The 18,062-nt window shown below is 69.9% G+C and carries 14 protein-coding genes and 1 pseudogene; 2 read left to right on the forward strand and 13 right to left on the reverse strand.

Annotated features, from left to right (window positions below; translation table 11 throughout):
• The 7 genes and pseudogenes from H5965_RS20615 to H5965_RS20635 form a co-directional block, all read right to left on the reverse strand.
• The coding region (locus H5965_RS20615) for a recombinase family protein (RefSeq protein WP_310972023.1) at positions 1–1,674 on the reverse strand (1,674 nt) is incomplete at its 3' end.
• On the reverse strand, positions 1,634–1,759 hold the full coding sequence (locus H5965_RS46175) for a DEAD/DEAH box helicase family protein (RefSeq protein WP_396136918.1): 126 nt from the start codon (positions 1,757–1,759) through the stop codon (positions 1,634–1,636). The genes H5965_RS46175 and H5965_RS20615, both read right to left, overlap by 41 nt.
• Before the next feature lie 52 nt (positions 1,760–1,811).
• A pseudogene (locus tag H5965_RS46180) lies at positions 1,812–2,087 on the reverse strand (DEAD/DEAH box helicase family protein); the annotation flags it as partial.
• Positions 2,084–2,518 (reverse strand): hypothetical protein, encoded by a 435-nt coding sequence (locus H5965_RS20620; protein ID WP_310971666.1) that lies wholly within the window; start codon positions 2,516–2,518, stop codon positions 2,084–2,086. The gene H5965_RS20620 and the pseudogene H5965_RS46180, both read right to left, overlap by 4 nt.
• A gap of 267 nt (positions 2,519–2,785) precedes the next feature.
• Positions 2,786–3,376 carry a hypothetical protein gene (locus H5965_RS20625; RefSeq protein ID WP_396136919.1) on the reverse strand — a complete coding sequence of 197 codons (591 nt, stop codon included), beginning with the start codon at positions 3,374–3,376 and terminating at the stop codon, positions 2,786–2,788.
• Positions 3,377–3,750: 374 nt separating this feature from the next.
• Positions 3,751–3,948 carry a hypothetical protein gene (locus tag H5965_RS20630; protein ID WP_310971668.1) on the reverse strand — a complete coding sequence of 66 codons (198 nt, stop codon included), beginning with the start codon at positions 3,946–3,948 and terminating at the stop codon, positions 3,751–3,753.
• An 8-nt stretch (positions 3,949–3,956) separates the two neighbouring features.
• Complete coding sequence (locus H5965_RS20635; RefSeq protein WP_310971669.1) at positions 3,957–7,151, reverse strand: chemotaxis protein CheB; 3,195 nt, start codon at positions 7,149–7,151, stop codon at positions 3,957–3,959.
• Between the two features lie 146 nt (positions 7,152–7,297).
• Between H5965_RS20635 and H5965_RS20640 the strand changes: the two genes are divergently transcribed.
• Together H5965_RS20640 and H5965_RS20645 are read left to right on the forward strand one after the other, a co-directional pair.
• Positions 7,298–9,589 (forward strand): phosphoketolase family protein, encoded by a 2,292-nt coding sequence (locus tag H5965_RS20640; protein ID WP_310971670.1) that lies wholly within the window; start codon positions 7,298–7,300, stop codon positions 9,587–9,589.
• Positions 9,577–10,662, forward strand: a complete 1,086-nt coding sequence (locus H5965_RS20645) for an acetate kinase (RefSeq protein WP_310971671.1) — start codon at positions 9,577–9,579, stop codon at positions 10,660–10,662. Before H5965_RS20640 ends, H5965_RS20645 begins: the two co-directional genes overlap by 13 nt.
• On the opposite strand, the gene H5965_RS20650 is transcribed toward H5965_RS20645, so the two are convergent.
• From H5965_RS20650 to H5965_RS20675, 6 genes are all read right to left on the reverse strand, one after another.
• Entirely contained in the window at positions 10,663–11,808 is a 1,146-nt protein-coding gene (locus H5965_RS20650; RefSeq protein ID WP_310971672.1) for a permease, read from the reverse strand. It lies immediately after the preceding gene.
• 4 nt (positions 11,809–11,812) lie between these two features.
• Complete coding sequence (locus H5965_RS20655; protein ID WP_310971673.1) at positions 11,813–12,676, reverse strand: NAD(P)-dependent oxidoreductase; 864 nt, start codon at positions 12,674–12,676, stop codon at positions 11,813–11,815.
• Between the two features lie 46 nt (positions 12,677–12,722).
• On the reverse strand, positions 12,723–12,896 hold the full coding sequence (locus H5965_RS20660) for a hypothetical protein (RefSeq protein ID WP_310971674.1): 174 nt from the start codon (positions 12,894–12,896) through the stop codon (positions 12,723–12,725).
• Between the two features lie 16 nt (positions 12,897–12,912).
• Positions 12,913–14,283 carry an NAD-dependent succinate-semialdehyde dehydrogenase gene (locus H5965_RS20665; protein WP_310971675.1) on the reverse strand — a complete coding sequence of 457 codons (1,371 nt, stop codon included), beginning with the start codon at positions 14,281–14,283 and terminating at the stop codon, positions 12,913–12,915.
• A gap of 281 nt (positions 14,284–14,564) precedes the next feature.
• Positions 14,565–15,812, reverse strand: coding sequence for a recombinase family protein (locus tag H5965_RS20670; protein ID WP_310971676.1), 1,248 nt, complete (start codon positions 15,810–15,812; stop codon positions 14,565–14,567).
• Between the two features lie 421 nt (positions 15,813–16,233).
• Positions 16,234–17,889, reverse strand: a complete 1,656-nt coding sequence (locus H5965_RS20675; RefSeq protein ID WP_310971677.1) for a lectin — start codon at positions 17,887–17,889, stop codon at positions 16,234–16,236.
• Positions 17,890–18,062: the final 173 nt, after the last annotated feature.

An 18,062-nucleotide genomic window follows, 5' to 3' on the forward strand; every position in this document is an offset into this window, starting at 1 on the left:
GTTCAGGCCCGCCGTGGTTGCGTCGGCCAGTGTCCCGCAGACGTCGCCGAGGGCATCTATCCTCGCGTAGATCTCGGCGCGGCTTACCGTCGAGTCGGCTGGAACGCTCTCGATCTGTGCTTTCGCGGCGGCTCGTTCGGCCTGTGCCTGGTTGATCGGGTCGACGAGTGCGTCGGGCTCGACGCCGGCCGCGATCGCCGCCTGATACCGCTGAAGCCTCGCCTCTGCGTCCGCCAGTCGGTTCCGCGCCGCTTCGAGCGGACCACAGCCGGCCTTGCTCCCGTCCGATCCGAGTAGCGCGGCCGCCGTTCGGTCGCGGTTGTCCGGGTGGAACAGCTCGTGAAGCCATCCGTTGAGCGCTTCGACTACCACGCCTTCGCGCAGGTTCACCGTCTTCGGGTGCTCCGTCAGCTGCAGCGAGCCCGGCGCCATAGTCCGCGAGGTCCAGCGGTAGTAGGCGCCTTTCCGGATCGTGGTTCCTTGCATCTTCCGGCCGCAGACTCCGCATCGGATCAGTCCGCGCAGCAGATATGACCGTGCGGTGTTTCGGGCGCCTCGCTCGGCCTTGCGTGCCGTCTTCAACCCACCCGCAGACTTCGACCGCCGCACTAGTTGAGCTTGCGTGAAGGTCTCCACGGAGACGATCGCCGGATGCGCCTGCTCGCGTGTCCGCACAATCCGGTCCGGCGCCGCGCGCTTGAATCGCACCACGTGGCCCGCGGCGACGTCTTCCGGATCAAGCAACGTCTCGTGCTTCGTCCAGCGCCCGAAGATGGCGTAACCGGTGTATCGCGGGTTATCGAGGATCGCTCGTACCGAGCTGCCTTGCCAGCCGTCCGCGAGCCGGTGCCGATTTTGGTCCGGCCGATGCGCGGAGGGACAAGGAATGCCGTCCCGATTGAGCAGGTTGGCGATCGCTCGATCGCCGTTGCCGCCGAGGTACTCGGCGAAGATTCGCCGCACCACGTCCGCCGTCGTCTCCTCGATCGCCAGCACCCGCAGCTTGAACCCTTCCGCAGCTTTCCGCGGGTTCGGATGCGGACCACTGTCGACGACGACGTAGCCGTACGGCGCCCTGCCGCCCTGGTCACGCTCTTCGTTGATCACCTGCGCGTCCATTGCCGCTCGGACGCGAGCCTGAACGTGCTGACGCTCGGACTCGCTCATCCCGCCGAGCACGCTCATCAGCATCTTGTGAGACGGGTTCCGCGGGTCGTATTTCCCGCCCAGTTCCGGCACCCAGAGATCAACCCCGTAGGCGGCGAACTTCGGCGCGATGAGCGAGAACTGGTTGCCGAACCAACACCGCGTGCCCTCGCCGACGACGATTCCGTCCCATCCGCGTCGCGGATTCTTCAACTCGGCGAGCAGTCGCGCGCCCTCGGTTCGTCGTTCCCACGGGACAGACCGTGACTGCCCGACGTCGAAGAACTCTGCCACGATCTGCCCGCCGAGCGGCTCGACGAACTTTCGCGCGTTCCCGAACTGCCAGCCGCGGGACGTCTCCGGGTCCTGGTTGTCCTCGGTCGAGCACCGGCCGTAGGCCGCCAACGTCCCGATCCCGTCGTCCGCCACGTCGGCGACCTCAAGTCCCAGAAGGTCATCCAGTGTTGCCCACGGATTGCTGATGATTTCAGCGAAACGGTGTCGCGGTGAACTGAATGACGTGCTTATCGATGAACGCGTCGCGGATGTTCGACCACGTTACGGCGGCGACGTGGTGCGCTTCGTCGATGAACAGGTGTGAACAAGCGTCCAACAGCGCATCCAGGGCTTCCGGTTCGCACGCAGTTAATGACTAGGGGGGTAGCAACGATGACGTTGCAGGCTTTCGCGAAGCCGGTGGCCGTCTCCACTGTGGTGAAGCCGTGCTGAACACGGCCCACCACGGGGCGCAGTGCCGCACTGTCGACGATGCCTAGCTCTTGCAGCACGCCAAGCGTCTCGAACTTGGTTGCTACCTGTTCGCGCAGTGAATCTGAGGGCACTAGCACTAGTAGCCGGGCGGGGCGGGCTGCGACCAGCAGCGCCAACATCGTTTCGGTCTTGCCAGTGCCGGTCGGCATGACCACGGTCGCCGGCGTCATGCGTTTAGTCGTCCAGTACCCAGGACGGCGTGCATTGCGCCCAGCTGCGGCGACCGCAGACCAGGGGTATCTACGGTTCCCTCGTTGAATGTGATTGCGTCGTTGTAGCTGTCGAGCACGACTCGTGGTTCCAGATGCACCAGAGGGCTAGGGGTGTTCCAGGTGGCGCGGGTCAGTGCATCGCCGGGTTTGGCGCCGATGGGCAACTTGGCCCACAGGCTGTCGCTGTCGCGCGGCTGGTTGGCGCTGCCAGCGGGCCAGGTGCCGTAGTTGTTGCGAACCTCGAGCGCTCCGACTGCGCCTGACACGACAGTAAACACGCCGGCGGGAATCAGCAGCTGCTTGACGGGGTTGTCGTCGAAGGAGTCGGTGCGCGCCCACACGTTGGGGCAGCGCCACCCCTTTCGCCGCCCGGCCATTGCCACGATCATCGCCTGTCATAATCGCGGGAGTGTCTCACGACCGATCGTCAACCGCCATCCGGATCAGCCGTTAATGACCCGTTCGAGTTACACGCCATGCTCTTCGGGCCGGGTGATGGTCCCAGTCCTCACGGCCGACCGATTGGCGTCGCGCTCAAGTTCGGACCGGCCGGTGCTGGCTACCTTTCGGCAGTCCTTATTCATGCTCAGGTCATCCCACTTCAAGCGTTGTGGTTAGCGGGCAAGATCGTCTCGGACTCGGACTGGGACACTCAATTACCCCATGGGGCCGCGGGTTGCTTCGGGGCCAGCCGTGGAGAACTTGCAGGTCAACTGGGAAGTTGTAGGCGTGTAGATAGTGAGCAAGATCGCACCCAGCACGCCCGCGCGATCGCGGCCGCGGCGATCGTCTGCCTGCAGGTCGCCAACGAGGAATGGGTACGCCGGCGCGGACAGGTCGACATGCTCGACCTCTACGACACCGCCGTCCAAGCTATCCGCTCCACGTGAACCGCCATCAGGCTCGTTCCGGTTCCTTCGGCAGGCCCGGCAGGAGTCCCCGACGATCCCGCGCTGCACCTGGGACGAGCCGGCGTAGATGGTGCCGGCGCGGGCGTTGAGGTAAACGCTCGACCATGACGCGCACGAGTTCGGCGCGCCGGGCGAGTGAGGCCAGATCGAAGCCGGCGCCCGGTTCGGAGAATCCCTGCGTGAAGACGTATTCGCCGAGGCGATCCGCGGCAGGAAGCGGGTGCGCAGGGCGGGTTCGGACCAGCGCAGCATGGTGTTGCCGAGCATGCTGATGCCGAAGCTGTCGTTGTCGGACCCGGACGGGATTCCGGCGGCGGACATTTTCTCCACCAGCACGACCGGTTCCGCGGCGGTCAGTCCGGCGCCGCCGTGGCTGCACTGAAGGTCATCATTCCGTTGAGTGGGCCGAACTTGCATCGTATGCGCGGCAGGGCGAAGCCTCGCCAGCCCAGTTCCTCGCAGGGCCGGTCGTGGCAGTTGGTCAGGATGCCCTGGCGGCGTGCGCGCCCCTGCGGCCTCTGGCCACGTGAGTCGGCTGGACGGGCCGGGGACGGCGCCCGGCGAATCCTCCTCCCCGGACGGCCTCACTCCTGCATGCACCGGGTGCCCGTCGCGAGACGGCCTCGGCGGCGCGGTCGGGACCGCGGGTCAGCCCGCCGGTCGTGTCGGCCTCGGACACCACGGGCGCGACGGCGAACAAGACGGGTGGTTCACGGCTTCGGCGTGGTGGAGCGCAGCCGTGCCCGAGTCTGGCGGCGGCGCTGCTCGGCGCGCTGGTGGGCGGCTTCCGCGTCGGCGTACGCGCGTGCCGCGGTCGCCGCCAGCCGGTCCGCTCGCTCTTCCAGGTCGTCCGCTTTGGCCGCGGCCTGGGCGATGTAAGCGACGCGTTCTTCGATTTCGTCGCGCATGAGACTCCTCAGCGTCGAGCGGCGGGGCCGGGGACTTCGGTGGCGGTGCCGACCCACTCGACGATCTCGCCGTTGTCGTCGCAGAGGGGGACCGCCCGGGAGTGGGTCCAGCCGAGGGTGCCGTCGACGCGGCGGACGCGGTGGACGGCGTCGAACACGCTCTTGGTGCGCACGGCCTCGTCGATCGCGGCGAGCACGCCGGGCTGGTCGTCCGGGGAGATGTAGCTGTCGAGCCAGGAGTGGCTGGGAGCGGTGGTGTCGGCGATGAACCCGCGGCCGTCGAGCCCGCGCATCTCGCTCCAGTCGGGATTCATCCGGTACACCGCGTCGAAGGTGGCCGCGACGAGGGCGCGGAACCGGCGGTCGCCGACTTCCTGGACGCGGCGGCGTTCGAGCTGGGCGGCGACGCGGGCGACGAGCTCGCTGGGTGCGAACGGCTTGACCAGGTAGTCGTCGGCACCGGCGGTGAGGCCTTCGACGGTGGCTTCCTCGCCGGCTCGGGCGCTGAGCATGATCAGCGGCACGCTCTGCAGCGCGGGGTCGGCCCGCAGGCGGCGGGCCAGCTCCAGGCCGTCCATTTCCGGCATCATGACGTCGGCGACGATCAGGTCGGGCCTGTCCCGGCGGGCCGACTCGAGCGTGCGCTGCGCGTCGCCGACGGCGTGGACGTGCCAGTTCGGCGACAGGAGCCGGGTGAGGTAGTCCCGCATGTCGCGGTTGTCGTCGACCACCAGCAGCCGGGCGCGGTCCGGCCACGCCGGGGCCGGCGTGTCATCGGTGTGGGTGTCCCAGTGCTCCGCGGCCTCCGCGAGGGCGACGGCGGTGGCGCGGTGGATGCGGCCGGAAGCGGGCTTCTCGGCGTCCGGGGACTTCCGGCGCAGGATCCACACGGTGAACTCGGTGCCCTCGCCCACGGTGCTGCGCACTTTGACCCGGCCGTGCAGGAGCCGGGCGAGCTCGTGGACCAGCGCCAGGCCGATGCCGGCGCCGTCGTGGGTGCGCGAGCGGGTGGCGGGGGCGCGGTGGAAGCGGGTGAACACCCTGGCCAGCTCGTCTTCCGGGATGCCGACGCCGGTGTCGCGCACGGTGAGCTGGGCGTGCTGGGGCAGTTCTCGCAGGGTGACGGTGATCGTGCCGGCGAAGGTGAACTTCACGGCGTTCGACAGCAGGTTGGCGACGATCTTCTCCCACATCTCCGGGTCGACCGGGACCGGCGCGCTCAGGGGCGGGCAGTCGACCTCAAGGGTGATCCCGGCGTGGTCGGTCGCGCCGCGGAAGGTGCTGGCGATGTCTTCGGTGAGCTGGGCGAGATCGGTGGGTTCGGACCGGGCGCGCAGGCGGCCCGCTTCGAGCTGCGAGAAGTCGAGCAGGCTTTCGACCATCCCGAGCAGCCGGCGGGCGTTGCGGGCGGCGATGTCGACCTGTGCCCGCAAGTGAGGGGCCAGGTTCGCGACGGGCGCGGCGAGGTCGTCGAGCGGGGCGAGCAGCAGGGTGAGCGGGGTGCGCAGCTCGTGGCTGACGGTGGAGAGGAGCTGGGTCTTGGTGCGGTCGAGCTCGGCGAGCTGGTCGATCCGGTCGCTCTGGCGGCGGCGGCGCACGGCGTCGGTGAGCGCGGCGGTGGCCTGGGCGGCGACCAGGCCGAGGAAGTGCCGGTAGGGCTCGTCCAGCGGCAGCCGCGGGCTCACCCCGAGGAGCAGGATCCCGGCGGGCGCGCGGGCGGGGGTTTCGCCGAGCGGGAAGAGCATCGCGGACCCGGGCTCGTCATCGCCCGCGCCGACGGTCACCCCGCGGAACGCGTGCGCCAGGTCCGTGGCGAGGACGGGTTCGCCGGTCGCCACCAGCTCGGCCAGCGGCCACTTCGGCCGCCGCCAGGACAGCAACGCGGTGTGCGGCGCCAGCGGCCCGCCGGCCGGGGTGCCCACGGCGGCCACGAGTTCCGCCCGCTGCCGTGCCGGGTCGTTGAGGTAGGCGGCGGCGAAGGGGATGTCGGGCGCGTCGTCGCCGAGCGCGCCGATGAAGGATTCGAGTGCCGCGCGCCCGGACGCCGACTTCCTGGTGTGCCCGGCCAGAGTGCTCAGCAGGTCGAGCCGGCGGCGGGCCAGCACTTCGTGCGTCGTCTCGATGGCCGTGACCAGGACGCCTGCCGGTGCCGGGCCGTCGTCGTGCAGGGGGCTGAAGGTCAAGTCGAACCAGGCGTTCTCGGGGTCGCCGTGCCGGGTGGTCGGGTAGAGCGCGTCCTTGAGCGAGACGGACTCTCCGGCCAGCGCTCGCCGGTAGCGGGGCTCGTTGAGGTGCCACACCTCCGGCCAGCACTCCCGGTTGGCCTGGCCGAGACCGGCGGGGTGCTTGGCTCCCATCACCAGCCGGTAGGCGTCGTTGTAGAACTGCAGCAGGTCCGGGCCCCACAGCAGGCACATCCCCACCGGGCTGTCGAGCACCGTGCGCACCAGGGTGACGAGCTGGGCCGGCCACTGCCGGACCGGCCCCAGCGGGGTCTGGCTCCAGTCGATCTTCCGTGCCAGCGTGGCGACCTCTCCGGCCCCGGCGAACACGAACCCGGCGTCGGGGCGGTCCTGCGCACCGCGGGGCAGCAGGCCGCCCTGGGCGACGTCCCACAGCACCGGCCCGATCTCGGGCAGGTCCAGTACCAGGTTCGCCACGCCCGCTTCGGCCACGGCCAACGGCATCGACGCGTGCTCGGCGGACTGCTCGCTCTGGGCGATGACGGTGCCGCCGGCCCGCCTGATCGCCTGGGCGCCGGCCAGGCCGTCCTGGCCCATGCCCGACAGGACCACGGCCACCGCGCGCTCGCCGATCGAGCCGGCGAGGGAGGTCAGCAACGCGTCGTGCACGCCGCCGGAACCGGGACCGGTGGCCGGAGCCAGCGACACCGTCCCGTCCGGCAACAGCTCCATCACCGTCCGCGCGGGGCACACGACCACGGTGCCGGGCCGCAGCGGCTCGCCGTCGGCGGCCCACCCCACCGGCAGCGTCAGCCGCCGGCGGAGGATGTCGGCCAGCATCCGGCCGTGCCCGCCCATGTGCTGGGCGACCACCACGGCGAACCCGTATTCGGCGGGCAGCGTGCTCAACACGGAGGTGATCGCCCCTAGGCCGCCCGCCGACGCGACCAGCGCGACGACCGGTGGCGCCGGAACCGGCGGGCCTGACGCGCTCGGGACTGCACGAGGTGGTGACACCATCAGCCCAGTTTGCTCGCCCGCACAAACGTGGCGCGACCCGAGCCGGTGCGCTCCCGCGAGGAGCCGACCCCGGCCGGCCGGCCGAGGCCGGTTGACCGGGGCGACCCCGGGTACCCGGCGTGGACCGACCGCGAAGGGAGCGACCGTTGCCTGCACGGGCCGAGACGCTGCGCCGCTACCGGCGCGCGTGCGACTACCTCGCCGCCGCGATGATCCACCTCAAGGACAACGTCCTGCTCACCGAGCCGCTGCGGCCCGAGCACCTCAAGCCGCGCCCGCTCGGGCACTGGGGCACCTGCCCCGGCATCACGCTGGTCTACGCCGGGCTGAACCGGCTGATCGCCGAGACCGGGCAGCGGACGCTGCTGGTCACCGGGCCCGGCCACGGCGCCCCGGCCATCCACGCGAACCTCTGGCTGGAGGGCACGCACGCCGAGTACGACGACAAGCTCGCCCTCGACGGGCACGGCCTGGCCGAGCTGGTCCGGCGGTTCTCCTGGCCGGGCGGGTTCCCCAGCCACCTTTCACCCGAGGTGCCCGGCGTGATCCACGAGGGCGGCGAACTCGGCTACGCCCTGGCGACGGCGTTCGGCGCGGCCCTCGACGACCCCGGGCTGCTGGTGGCCTGCGTGGTCGGCGACGGTGAAGCCGAGACCGGTCCGACCGCGGCCGCGTGGCACAGCCCGAAGTTCACCGGCCCGGGTGACGGGCGGGTGCTGCCGATCCTGCACCTCAACGGCTACAAGATCGCGTCACCGACGATCTGGGAAGCGACGTCGGACGAGGAGCTGACCGCCTACTTCACCGGGTGCGGCTGGACGCCGCTGCTGGTCGACGTCCGCGGGGCCGAAGACCCGGACACCCCGCTCGCCGAGGCGCTGGCCCGAGCGCACGCGCAGGAGAACGGGCCGCCGCCGATGATCGTCCTGCGCAGCACCAAGGGGCTCGGCCTGCCCGCCACCGCCCCCGACGGGACGCCGCTGGAGGGGACGTTCCACGCCCACCAAGTCCCGCTGCCCGCGGCGGCCGAGGACCCCGAACAGCTCGCCGCACTCGAACGCTGGCTTCGCTCCTACCGGCCCGAGGAGCTGTTCGGCGCCGATGGCGTGCCCGCGGCCGACCTGCTCGAAGTGCCACCCGAACCCGAGCTGCGGCTGGGCCGGGTCCCGCAGGCCAATGGCGGGCAGCTGCGCCGTGACCTGCCGTTGCCCGACACCGGGAAGTACGCCGTCGCCGTCGAGAAGCCCGGTGGTGTGGACGCGAGCGCCCCCGAAGTCCTCGCCGGCTGGCTGGCCGAGATCATCCGCCGCGCTCCGGAGACGTTCCGGGTCGTCTGCCCCGACGAACTGGAGTCCAACAAGCTGGGCGGGCTGCTGGAGACGACGTCACGGCAGTTCGACGTCGAGGTACCCGGCTACTCCGAACACCTGGCGCCCCGCGGCCGGGTGCAGGAGGTGCTTTCGGAGCACCTGTGCCAGGGCTGGTTGCAGGGGTACCTGCTCACCGGCCGGCACGGCCTGTTTCCTTGCTACGAAGCTTTTGTGTCCATTGTGGACAGCATGGTGAACCAGTACGCCAAGTTCCTTAAGATGTCGGCCGAGGTGTCGTGGCGCGCGCCGGTGGCGAGCCTGAACTACCTGCTCTCCAGCGACGGCTGGCGTCAGGAGCACAACGGCTACAGCCACCAGGGGCCCGGCTTCATCAATCAGATGCTGACCAAGAAGGCCACCACCGCGCGCGTCTATCTGCCGCCGGACGCGAACACACTGCTGGAGGTCATGCACCGCTGCCTGGCCTCGACCGACCTGATCAACGTGGTCGTGGCCGGCAAGCAGGACAGTCCCCAGTGGCTCTCGCCCGAGGAAGCTCGTGCGCACTGCCGGGCCGGGGCGTCGGTGTGGGAGTGGGCAAGCACCGGCGGTGCCGCCGACGTCGTGCTGGCCTGCGCGGGCACCACCCCGACCCTGGAGACGGTCGCGGCCGCCGAGCTGCTGCGCGAGGTCGCGCCGGACCTGCGGGTTCGGGTGGTCAACGTCGTGGACCTGCTGTCGCTGTGCCCACCGGACCGGCATCCGCACGGCCTGGCCGAGGAGGCGTTCGCCGCCTGCTTCGGCGACGACCTGCCGGTGGTCTTCGCCTTCCACGGCTACCCCTCGGCGGTGCACGAAGTGCTGCACGGCCGGCCCGGCACCGCCCGGTTCCACGTGCACGGCTACCGCGAGGAAGGTACGACGACCACGCCGTTCGACTTGCTCGCGAGCAATCGGATGACCCGTCACGACCTGGCCGCCGACGCTGTCGCCCGCGCCCGCGGCTGGGCCTCGGCCGGTGGCGACCTCGCCCGTGAGCTGGTCAAGCGCCGGGACGCGCTGCTCGTGCAGTCCTATCGGGACGGCGCAGACCCGGAAGAGATCGCCGGCTGGCGGTGGGGCGGATGAGGGTGCTCACCGTCAACCCCGGCTCCGGGAGCCTGCGCCTCCACGTGGTCGAAGGCGACGAGGTGGTCGATTCCGCGGAGATCGGCCGCCCGCCCGCCGAGGCGGCTGACGACGTGAAGGCATTTGTAGCTGGATTGGCAGTGGCCGCGGTCGCGCACCGGCTCGTCCACGGCGGTGCCGAGCTCACCGAGCCGACCGTGGTGGACGGCCGGGTGCGGGCCGCGATCGCCGCCGCGAAGTCCCTTGCCCCGGAGCACGTGCCGAACACCGAGGCGTTGCTGGAGCAGCTGAGCGAACTACTGCCGGACGTGCCGCACGTCGTGTGCCCGGACACCGCGTTCCACTGCGGCCTGCCCGAGATCGCCCGGACCTACCCGCTGCCCGCGCGCTGGCGGGCCCGGTGGGACCTGCGGCGGTTCGGCTTCCACGGTCTGTCGTTCGCCTGGGCCGTGCGCCGCGCCGCCGAGGTGCTCGACCGCCCGTCCGGCGAGCTGAACCTGCTGGTGGCGCACCTGTCCGGCGGTTGTTCGGTGGCCGCGGTCGCGGGCAGGCGCAGCGTCGACACCTCGATGGGGTTCACCCCGCTCGAAGGCACGATGATGGCGAAACGCTCCGGCACGGTGGACCCCGGGATGCTGCTGTGGCTGCTGCGTGAAGGCCACCTCGACGTCGCTGAGCTGGAAGACGGGCTCTACCACCACTCCGGCCTGCTGGGGCTGTCCGGGACGTCCGACGACACCCGCGACCTGGTCCGCGACAGCCGGGCCGGCGACGTCAAGGCCCGGTTCGCGATGGCGGTGTTCGAGCACCGCACGCGCCGCGAACTCGCCGCCGTCGCGGCCAGCCTCGACCGGATCGACGCGCTGGTGTTCACCGGCGACATCGGCTGGGACCAGCCCGAGGTCGCCGAAGCTGTGGCCGGTGGCCTCGGCGTGCTCGGGCTGCGCGGTGGGCTGAGCCGCAACCGCGAGCGCGACGCGGTGATCAGCCCGCCGGGAGCGCGTGTTCCGGTGCTGGCCGTTCAGTCGAGGGAAGAGCTTTCGCTCGCCGCTGCGGCCGTCTCGGTGCTGTGACTACTTCTGCCCGGCCGGGGCGCCGTTCATCATCTTGAGCATCGGCAGCCCGCCGGTACGGGTGAACCGGACCACCAGCACGCCGGCCAGCAGCAGGAACGCAATGTTCAGCCAGGTCGTGTAATTCCACGAGATCCCACGGTCCAGCACGGTTGCGTCCCGTGCCTCCGGGGTTAGCCCGGTGGCGCCGAAGAGCAGCTCGACGGCGTAACCGGCGACGACCATCGCGGCGTAGAAGGTGCCGAGCAGCACCAGCATCATGCGGACGCCGTAGTACTTCCGGTAGATGTTGAGGATCGGCAGGATCAGCAGGTCGGCGAAGAGGAACGAGACGACGCCGCCGAAGCTGATGCCGCCGTTCCACAGCACCGCCGCCAGCGGGACGTTGCCCACCGAGCAGACGAACGACAGGATCGCCACCACCGGCCCGATCAGCGGTCCCCACACCGCCGACAGGACGGGGTGACCTTCGAAGAACAAGGCGTGCCACCACGAGTCCGGCACCCACGCCCCGACCGCGCCGGCGATGAGCAGGCCCACCAGCAGGTCGCGCAGGATCGCCGCCCATTCCATGACGAACACGTGCGCTACGGCGGTGAAGCCTTCGCCCGAGCCCAGCCGGGACAGGAACGAGCCCTCGCGCTGGACGGACATGTCCATGGCCGCGTGGCCTTCCATCGACCCGGCCAGGCCGCGCTCGGCCTGTTCGCGGGCCTGCTCGAGGAGCCGGCCGCGGACGAACAGCCGGAACAGCACGGCCAGCGCCACGATCATGATGGGCCCACCGAGGAACTCCGCGACCGTGAACCGCCAGCCCAGCAGCAGGGCGAGGATGACGCCGAGTTCGGCCACGAGGTTGGTGGAGCCGATCTCGAACGCCATCGCCGCGGTGAAGTGCGCGCCCTTGCGGAACAGCGAGCGCGCCAGCGCAACCGCGGCGTAGGAGCACGACGACGAGGCGGCGCCGAGACCGGCGGCGACCGCGAGGGTGCGCGGCCGGTCGTCACCGAGCAGCTTCGCGACGGTCGCCTTGCGCACTACGGCCTGCACGACCGCCGACAGCGCGAAGCCCAGGATCAACGCCCAAAGAATCTCCCAGAGCATCGAGCCCGTCATGGCCAGCGCGCGGCCGATCGCGGTCCACATCGCGTCAGTGCGACCCGGTGACGACGTGGATGACCGCGGCCATGTCCTCGTCGCCGTGCTCGTCCTCGGCGGCGGTGTACTGGGCGTGCAGGGCGGCCATCAACCGTTCGTCGACACCGGCTTCACGCATCGCGTCGAGGATGAGGGCGCTGTCCTTGACCGCGCCGCCCAGGCCGAACGACGGCTCGAGCTCGTCGGAGATCATGGCCTTGCCCTTGAGCTGGGCGTAGGCGCAGTCGAGCGGGCCGCCGGAGATGACGTCGAGGAACCCGCGGGGGTCGATGCCGAGGCGGTCGGCGAGTGCGACGCTCTGCGCGGTGGCGGCGGTGATCGACAGGACCCAGGCGTTGGCGGCGATTTTGAGCCGGTGTCCGTCGCCCGGCTGGTCGCCGACCCAGACGGTGCGGGAACCGATGGCGTCGAAGACCGGGGTCACGGTGTCCTTCAGGTCGGCGGGGCCGCCGGCGAGGACGATGAGCTTGCCCTCCTCGGCCGGTTGCCTGGTACCCAGCACGGGCGCGTCGACGAACGGGGCGCCGTGCTTTCGGGCGAGGTCGGCGAGCCGGGTGGTGCCGGCCAGGCCGACGGTGCCCGACTGGACCCAGACGGTGTCCGGCCCGAAAGCGGGCAGTGCCTGGCTCATGACATCGGCGACCGCGCCGACGTCGAAGAGCATGGTGAGCACGACGTCGGCGCCCGCCACGGCCTCGGCCGGGTCCTCGGCGACGGTGATGCCGTCGCCGACGAGCGGGCGGGCCTTCTCGATCGTGCGGTTCCAGGCGGTGACGTCCAGCCCGGCCTTGGCGAGGTTGCGTGCCATGCCGGCGCCCATGAGTCCCGTGCCGAGCACGGCTGCCGTCTTGGTCATGCTTCGGCGGTACCCGGCCCGGGCGCGCGGAAACCCAGGAGGCCGGTCACGGTTCGCCTCGGAAGTTCTCGTTACCGGAGGGGTGCCCCTCCCGGGAGCGGGCCTGGTCGTCTTCCAGCGGCCCTTGCGGATCGTTGCGGCGCGGCGGCTCCTGCCGGGTTTCCGGTCGCTCGTCGCGGTCTTCGTCGACCGGCTGCCTGGCCGGGACTTCGTGCGGCATGGTTCCGACCTCCTCGTCACGCGATCCAGACGGTCTTGGCGTTGACGAAAGCACGCGGCCCGAAGCCGGCGAGTTCGCGGCCATAGCCGGAGTTCTTGGTCCCGCCGAACGGGACTTCCGGTGTCGACGCGGTGAACTTGTTGATGTAGATCATCCCGGTTTCGACTTCGTTCACGAACCGCTGTTGCTCGGCCTCGTCGCGGGTCCACGCGCTGCCACCGAGGCCGAAGGTCGAGTCGTTGGCGATGCGGATGGCGTCGTCGACGTCCCGCGCCGTCCAGATCAGGGCGACCGGGCCGAAGAACTCCTCGCGGTGTCCGGGGGACCCGTCGGGGATGTCCGTGAGCACGGTGGGCTCGAAGAAGTTGCCGTGCCGGTCGATCGGGTGGCCGCCGGTCAGCAGGCGGGCGCCGGCCGCGACGGTGCCCGAGACCTGCTTGGCCAGGGTCTCGACCGCGTCCGGGGAGGCCAGCGGGCCGAGGTCGGTGTCGTCGGCCATCGGGTCGCCGATGCGCAGTCCCTCCAGTTCGGACACGAGGCGGCGGGTGAACTCGTCGGCGACGTCTTCGTGGACGATGAAGCGCTTGGCGTTGATGCACGACTGGGCGTTGTTGAGCATCCGTGACGCGACCGCGTTGTCGACGGCGTCCTCCAGGTCGGCCGAGGGCATGACGATGAAGGCGTCGCTGCCGCCCAGTTCCAGCACGCTGGGCTTGACGTTCTGTCCGGCCCGGGCGCCGACCTGCCGTCCGGCGGGCTCGCTGCCGGTGAGGGTGACCGCGCGGACGCGGTCGTCGTCGATGATCGCTTCGATCTTCTTCGAGCCGACGAGCAGGGTCTGGAAGACGCCTTCGGCGAAGCCGGCGCGGCGCAGGACGTCCTCGATGGCCAGCGCCACCTGCGGCACGTTGGAGGCGTGCTTGAGCAGGCCGACGTTGCCGGCCATCAGGGCCGGGCAGGCGAAGCGGAAGACCTGCCAGTAGGGGAAGTTCCACGGCATGACGGCGAGCACGGGGCCTAGCGGTTCGTACCGGGTGAAGACGTTCGCATCGGCGTCGCCGACGTCGTGGGGTTCGTCGGCGAGCAGGGCTTCGGTGTGGTCGGCGAACCAGCGGCAGCCCTTCGCGCACTTGGCGACTTCGGCCTTGGCCGAGGCCAGTGTCTTGCCCATCTCGAGGGTGGCCAGGCGGGCGAGGTCGTCGGTCTCGGCTTCGAGGATGTCCGCGGCCCGCCGCAGCCGGTCGGCTCGTTCGGCGAAGGAAGTGCGACGGTGCTCGTGGAAGGCGGCCGCGGCCCGGGCGATCTTCTGCTCGACCTGGTCGTCGGTGAGCTCGTCGAAGGTGCGCAGAGTTTCTCCGGTCGCCGGGTTGACGGACGCGATGGCCACGGGGGCCTCCTCGGATCGGGGTGCGGTTCGCGCTCCGGGTTCCCCCGGGCGCCGACCGGAAACCGTGCTTTCGTGGACGTTGCTGCTCAGCCGTTCCCGAAGTCGGAAACGCGCGAGGTCTTGTCGGTCCAGGTTGCGGATGTGGTCCGCTGGTGATGGACCACGCCACTTGCAACGAAGGAAAGCACACCGGAAAGCGGCCGGAGTCACGCGGCGTGGTCGCTGTCGAAGACAAGGGTGGCGCCGGTTGGTGCAGAACCGAACAGCACGGCGCGGCGAAGTCACCGTGCCGACGGTAGGCACGCTGACCGGAACCGATTGGCCCTGCCGCTGACGGTGAGCCAGGTGGCGTCTGACCATGATGCCGAGCTAAGGTTGTCGCATGAACACGCATCCCGCGCAGGGATGCCGCGAACATGTGTTCGAGTCCCCCCTCGGACACACGCACTATCTACACCCGGGCTGGTCGTCGCATAGACGGCCAGCTCTTTTGGTTCGTAGCGTAGCTCCAGGTTCAGCGCCCGGTACAGGCGGCTCAGGCCCGCCGTGGTTGCGTCGGCCAGTGTCCCGCAGACGTCGCCGAGGGCATCTATCCTCGCGTAGATCTCGGCGCGGCTTACCGTCGAGTCGGCTGGAACGCTCTCGATCTGTGCTTTCGCGGCGGCTCGTTCGGCCTGTGCCTGGTTGATCGGGTCGACGAGTGCGTCGGGCTCGACGCCGGCCGCGATCGCCGCCTGATACCGCTGAAGCCTCGCCTCTGCGTCCGCCAGTCGGTTCCGCGCCGCTTCGAGCGGACCACAGCCGGCCTTGCTCCCGTCCGATCCGAGTAGCGCGGCCGCCGTTCGGTCGCGGTTGTCCGGGTGGAACAGCTCGTGAAGCCATCCGTTGAGCGCTTCGACTACCACGCCTTCGCGCAGGTTCACCGTCTTCGGGTGCTCCGTCAGCTGCAGCGAGCCCGGCGCCATAGTCCGCGAGGTCCAGCGGTAGTAGGCGCCTTTCCGGATCGTGGTTCCTTGCATCTTCCGGCCGCAGACTCCGCATCGGATCAGTCCGCGCAGCAGATATGACCGTGCGGTGTTTCGGGCGCCTCGCTCGGCCTTGCGTGCCGTCTTCAACCCACCCGCAGACTTCGACCGCCGCACTAGTTGAGCTTGCGTGAAGGTCTCCACGGAGACGATCGCCGGATGCGCCTGCTCGCGTGTCCGCACAATCCGGTCCGGCGCCGCGCGCTTGAATCGCACCACGTGGCCCGCGGCGACGTCTTCCGGATCAAGCAACGTCTCGTGCTTCGTCCAGCGCCCGAAGATGGCGTAACCGGTGTATCGCGGGTTATCGAGGATCGCTCGTACGGAGCTTCCTTGCCAGCCGTCGGCAAGCCGGTGTCGATTCTGGTCCGGCCGATGCGCAGAAGGACAAGGAATACCGTCGCGGTTGAGCAGGTTGGCGATCGCTCGATCGCCGTTGCCGTCGAGATACTCGGCGAAGATTCGTTGCACGACGTCCGCCGTCGACTCGTCGATCGCCAGCACCCGCAGCTTGAACCCCTCCAGCTTTCCGCGGGTTCGGATGCGGACCACTGTCCACGACGACGTACCCGTACGGCGCCCGGCCGCCCTGGTGCCGTCCTTCGTTGATCACCTGGGCATCCATTGCCGCTCGGACGCGAGCCTGAACGTGCTGGCATTCGGACTCGCTCATTCTGCCGAGCACGCTCATGAGCATCTTGTGCGACGGATTACGCGGGTCGTACTTCCCACCCAGCTCAGGCGACCGATAGACAGGACGCGGGTCCGACCGTCCCTTTGCCGGCATCACCGCCTATCCCGACTGATGCGCGACCGTGACACTCGGATTGATCGGCCGTGCCCGGGTGGTTCCCGGCCGCTGACCGCGGCGCGGAAGCCGGTCCGGTCGGCGGCGACCGCGGAGTTCGCGGTCGCCGCCGGGGGATCAGCTGCGGGTCCACCTCTGGTTGGTGCCGCCGTGGCAGTCCCAGATGATGACCTTCGTCCCGTTGGCGGTGGCGCCGCCGTTGACGTCCAGGCACCTGCCCGACGCCACCGCCGTCACGCTGCCGTCGGAGTTGACGCGGAACTGCTGGTTGCCCTGGCCGTTGCAGTCCCACACCGTCACGGCGGTGCCGTTGGCCGTGGCCTGGTTGGAGACGTCCAGGCACTTCGCGCCGTCGTAGGCGCGCAGCTCGCCGGCCGCGGTCGTGGTGAAGCGCTGGTTGGTCTGGCTGTTGCAGTCCCAGATCTGTGCCAGGGCGCCGTTGGTCGGCGTGCTGCCGGCGATGTCCAGACAGCGGCCGGAGTTCTGGCTCACCAAGGAGAACGACGTGGGCGCGGGGCCCCCGCCACCGCTGACGACGTACACCGCGGTGCCGTGCGCCGGGACGCCGGCCGAGATGGCGCCGGACGTGGTGGTCGTGCCGTTGGTCCAGGCGTCGCGCAGCGTGAACGAGCTGCCCGACAGGCCGATCGCGCTCGCCGTGGTCGAGACGGTGGTCGTGCCGCCGCCCTGGTTGAACAGGGCGACCGCGACGTTGCCGTTGGCCAGCTGCTTGGCCAGGACGCGCCGGGTGCCGTCGTTGGAGATCTGCCTGGCCTGCAGGCCGAGGCTGTCCTGGTTGATGGCGATGAGGTTCGCGTTCTTCAGGATGGTCGACGTGGCGGCGTCCATGTTGCGCAGGTCGTTGCCCGCGATGAAGGGCGAGGCCATGACGGCCCACAGGGCGAAGTGGCTGCGCATCTCGGTGTCGTTCATGCCGCCGCGCCCGACTTCCATCATGTCCGGGTCGTTGAACCCGCCGGGCTTGGCGTAGGACGCCAGGGGCACGGTGACGTTGACGATGTTCTGGATGCCCATCGGGTAGCCGTTGGTCTGCCCGGTGTCCCACTTGTTGGTGATGTCCTCGGTGGTGCGCCACATGTTCGCCACGTCGCCCCAGTTGCGGCGGGGTCCGGTCTTGTCGTGGATGCTGTTGGAGTTGATGCTGTAGACGATCGGGCGGCCGGCGGCGCGCAGCGCGTCGCGCATCTTGGCGAAGGTGCGCACCTGGTCGTCGATCGTGCCGCTGGGCGAGCACCAGTCGTACTTGAGGTAGTCCACGCCCCAGGCCGCGAACTGGCGTGCGTCCTGCTCCTCGTGGCCCAGCGCCCCGGTCGAACCGGCGTAGGAGTTGAAGTACTGGGCGCACGTCTCGGCCAACGGCGCCTGGTAGATCCCGAACTTGAGGCCCTTGCCGTGGATGTAGTCGCCGAGCGCCTTCATGCCGCTGGGGAACCGGCTCGGGTCGCCTTGGAGGTTGCCCGCGGAGTCCCGGTTCGGGTTCATCCAGCAGTCGTCCACCACGACGTACTCGTAGCCCGCGGCACGCATGCCGGAGTTGACCATCGTATCGGCCATCTGCCTGATCAACGTCTCGTTGATGTTGCAGCCGAAGGTGTTCCAGGAGTTCCACCCCATCGGCGGCGTGCGCGCCACACCGTTCTCCAACGCCTCCGCCGACGACGTAGGCAGCACCGTCGTGATCGCGGACAGCAGCACGCCTGCCGCCAACAGCGTGGCCGCCCTGCGAGGGCGGGGAAGTCGTGTTGCGGTCACCCTGATCTCACTCCTCGGTGCGTACGACGTTCCGGTTGTTCTCCGACGGGGCTGTGACGCAGCGACTTCCGTCAGCGGCGCAGGCGGAAGCCAGTCTGGCATTCGATGTTCACGCTCACAAGAGCGCATTCCGCCGACGTCCGCGAACAGCGGGGTTCCGGCGCCGGATGCGA

This window comes from Amycolatopsis sp. 505, assembly GCF_031625235.1.
GTDB lineage: Bacteria > Actinomycetota > Actinomycetes > Mycobacteriales > Pseudonocardiaceae > Amycolatopsis.

Bases quoted from the DNA above. Each gene is read 5' to 3' on its own strand.
- H5965_RS20620 (WP_310971666.1), bottom strand. From the start codon at position 2,518: ATGATCGTGGCAATGGCCGGGCGGCGAAAGGGGTGGCGCTGCCCCAAC.
- H5965_RS20655 (WP_310971673.1), bottom strand. From the start codon at position 12,676: ATGACCAAGACGGCAGCCGTGCTCGGCACGGGACTCATGGGCGCCGGC.
- H5965_RS20635 (WP_310971669.1), bottom strand. From the start codon at position 7,151: ATGGTGTCACCACCTCGTGCAGTCCCGAGCGCGTCAGGCCCGCCGGTT.
- H5965_RS20660 (WP_310971674.1), bottom strand. From the start codon at position 12,896: ATGCCGCACGAAGTCCCGGCCAGGCAGCCGGTCGACGAAGACCGCGAC.
- H5965_RS20630 (WP_310971668.1), bottom strand. From the start codon at position 3,948: ATGCGCGACGAAATCGAAGAACGCGTCGCTTACATCGCCCAGGCCGCG.
- H5965_RS20650 (WP_310971672.1), bottom strand. From the start codon at position 11,808: ATGTGGACCGCGATCGGCCGCGCGCTGGCCATGACGGGCTCGATGCTC.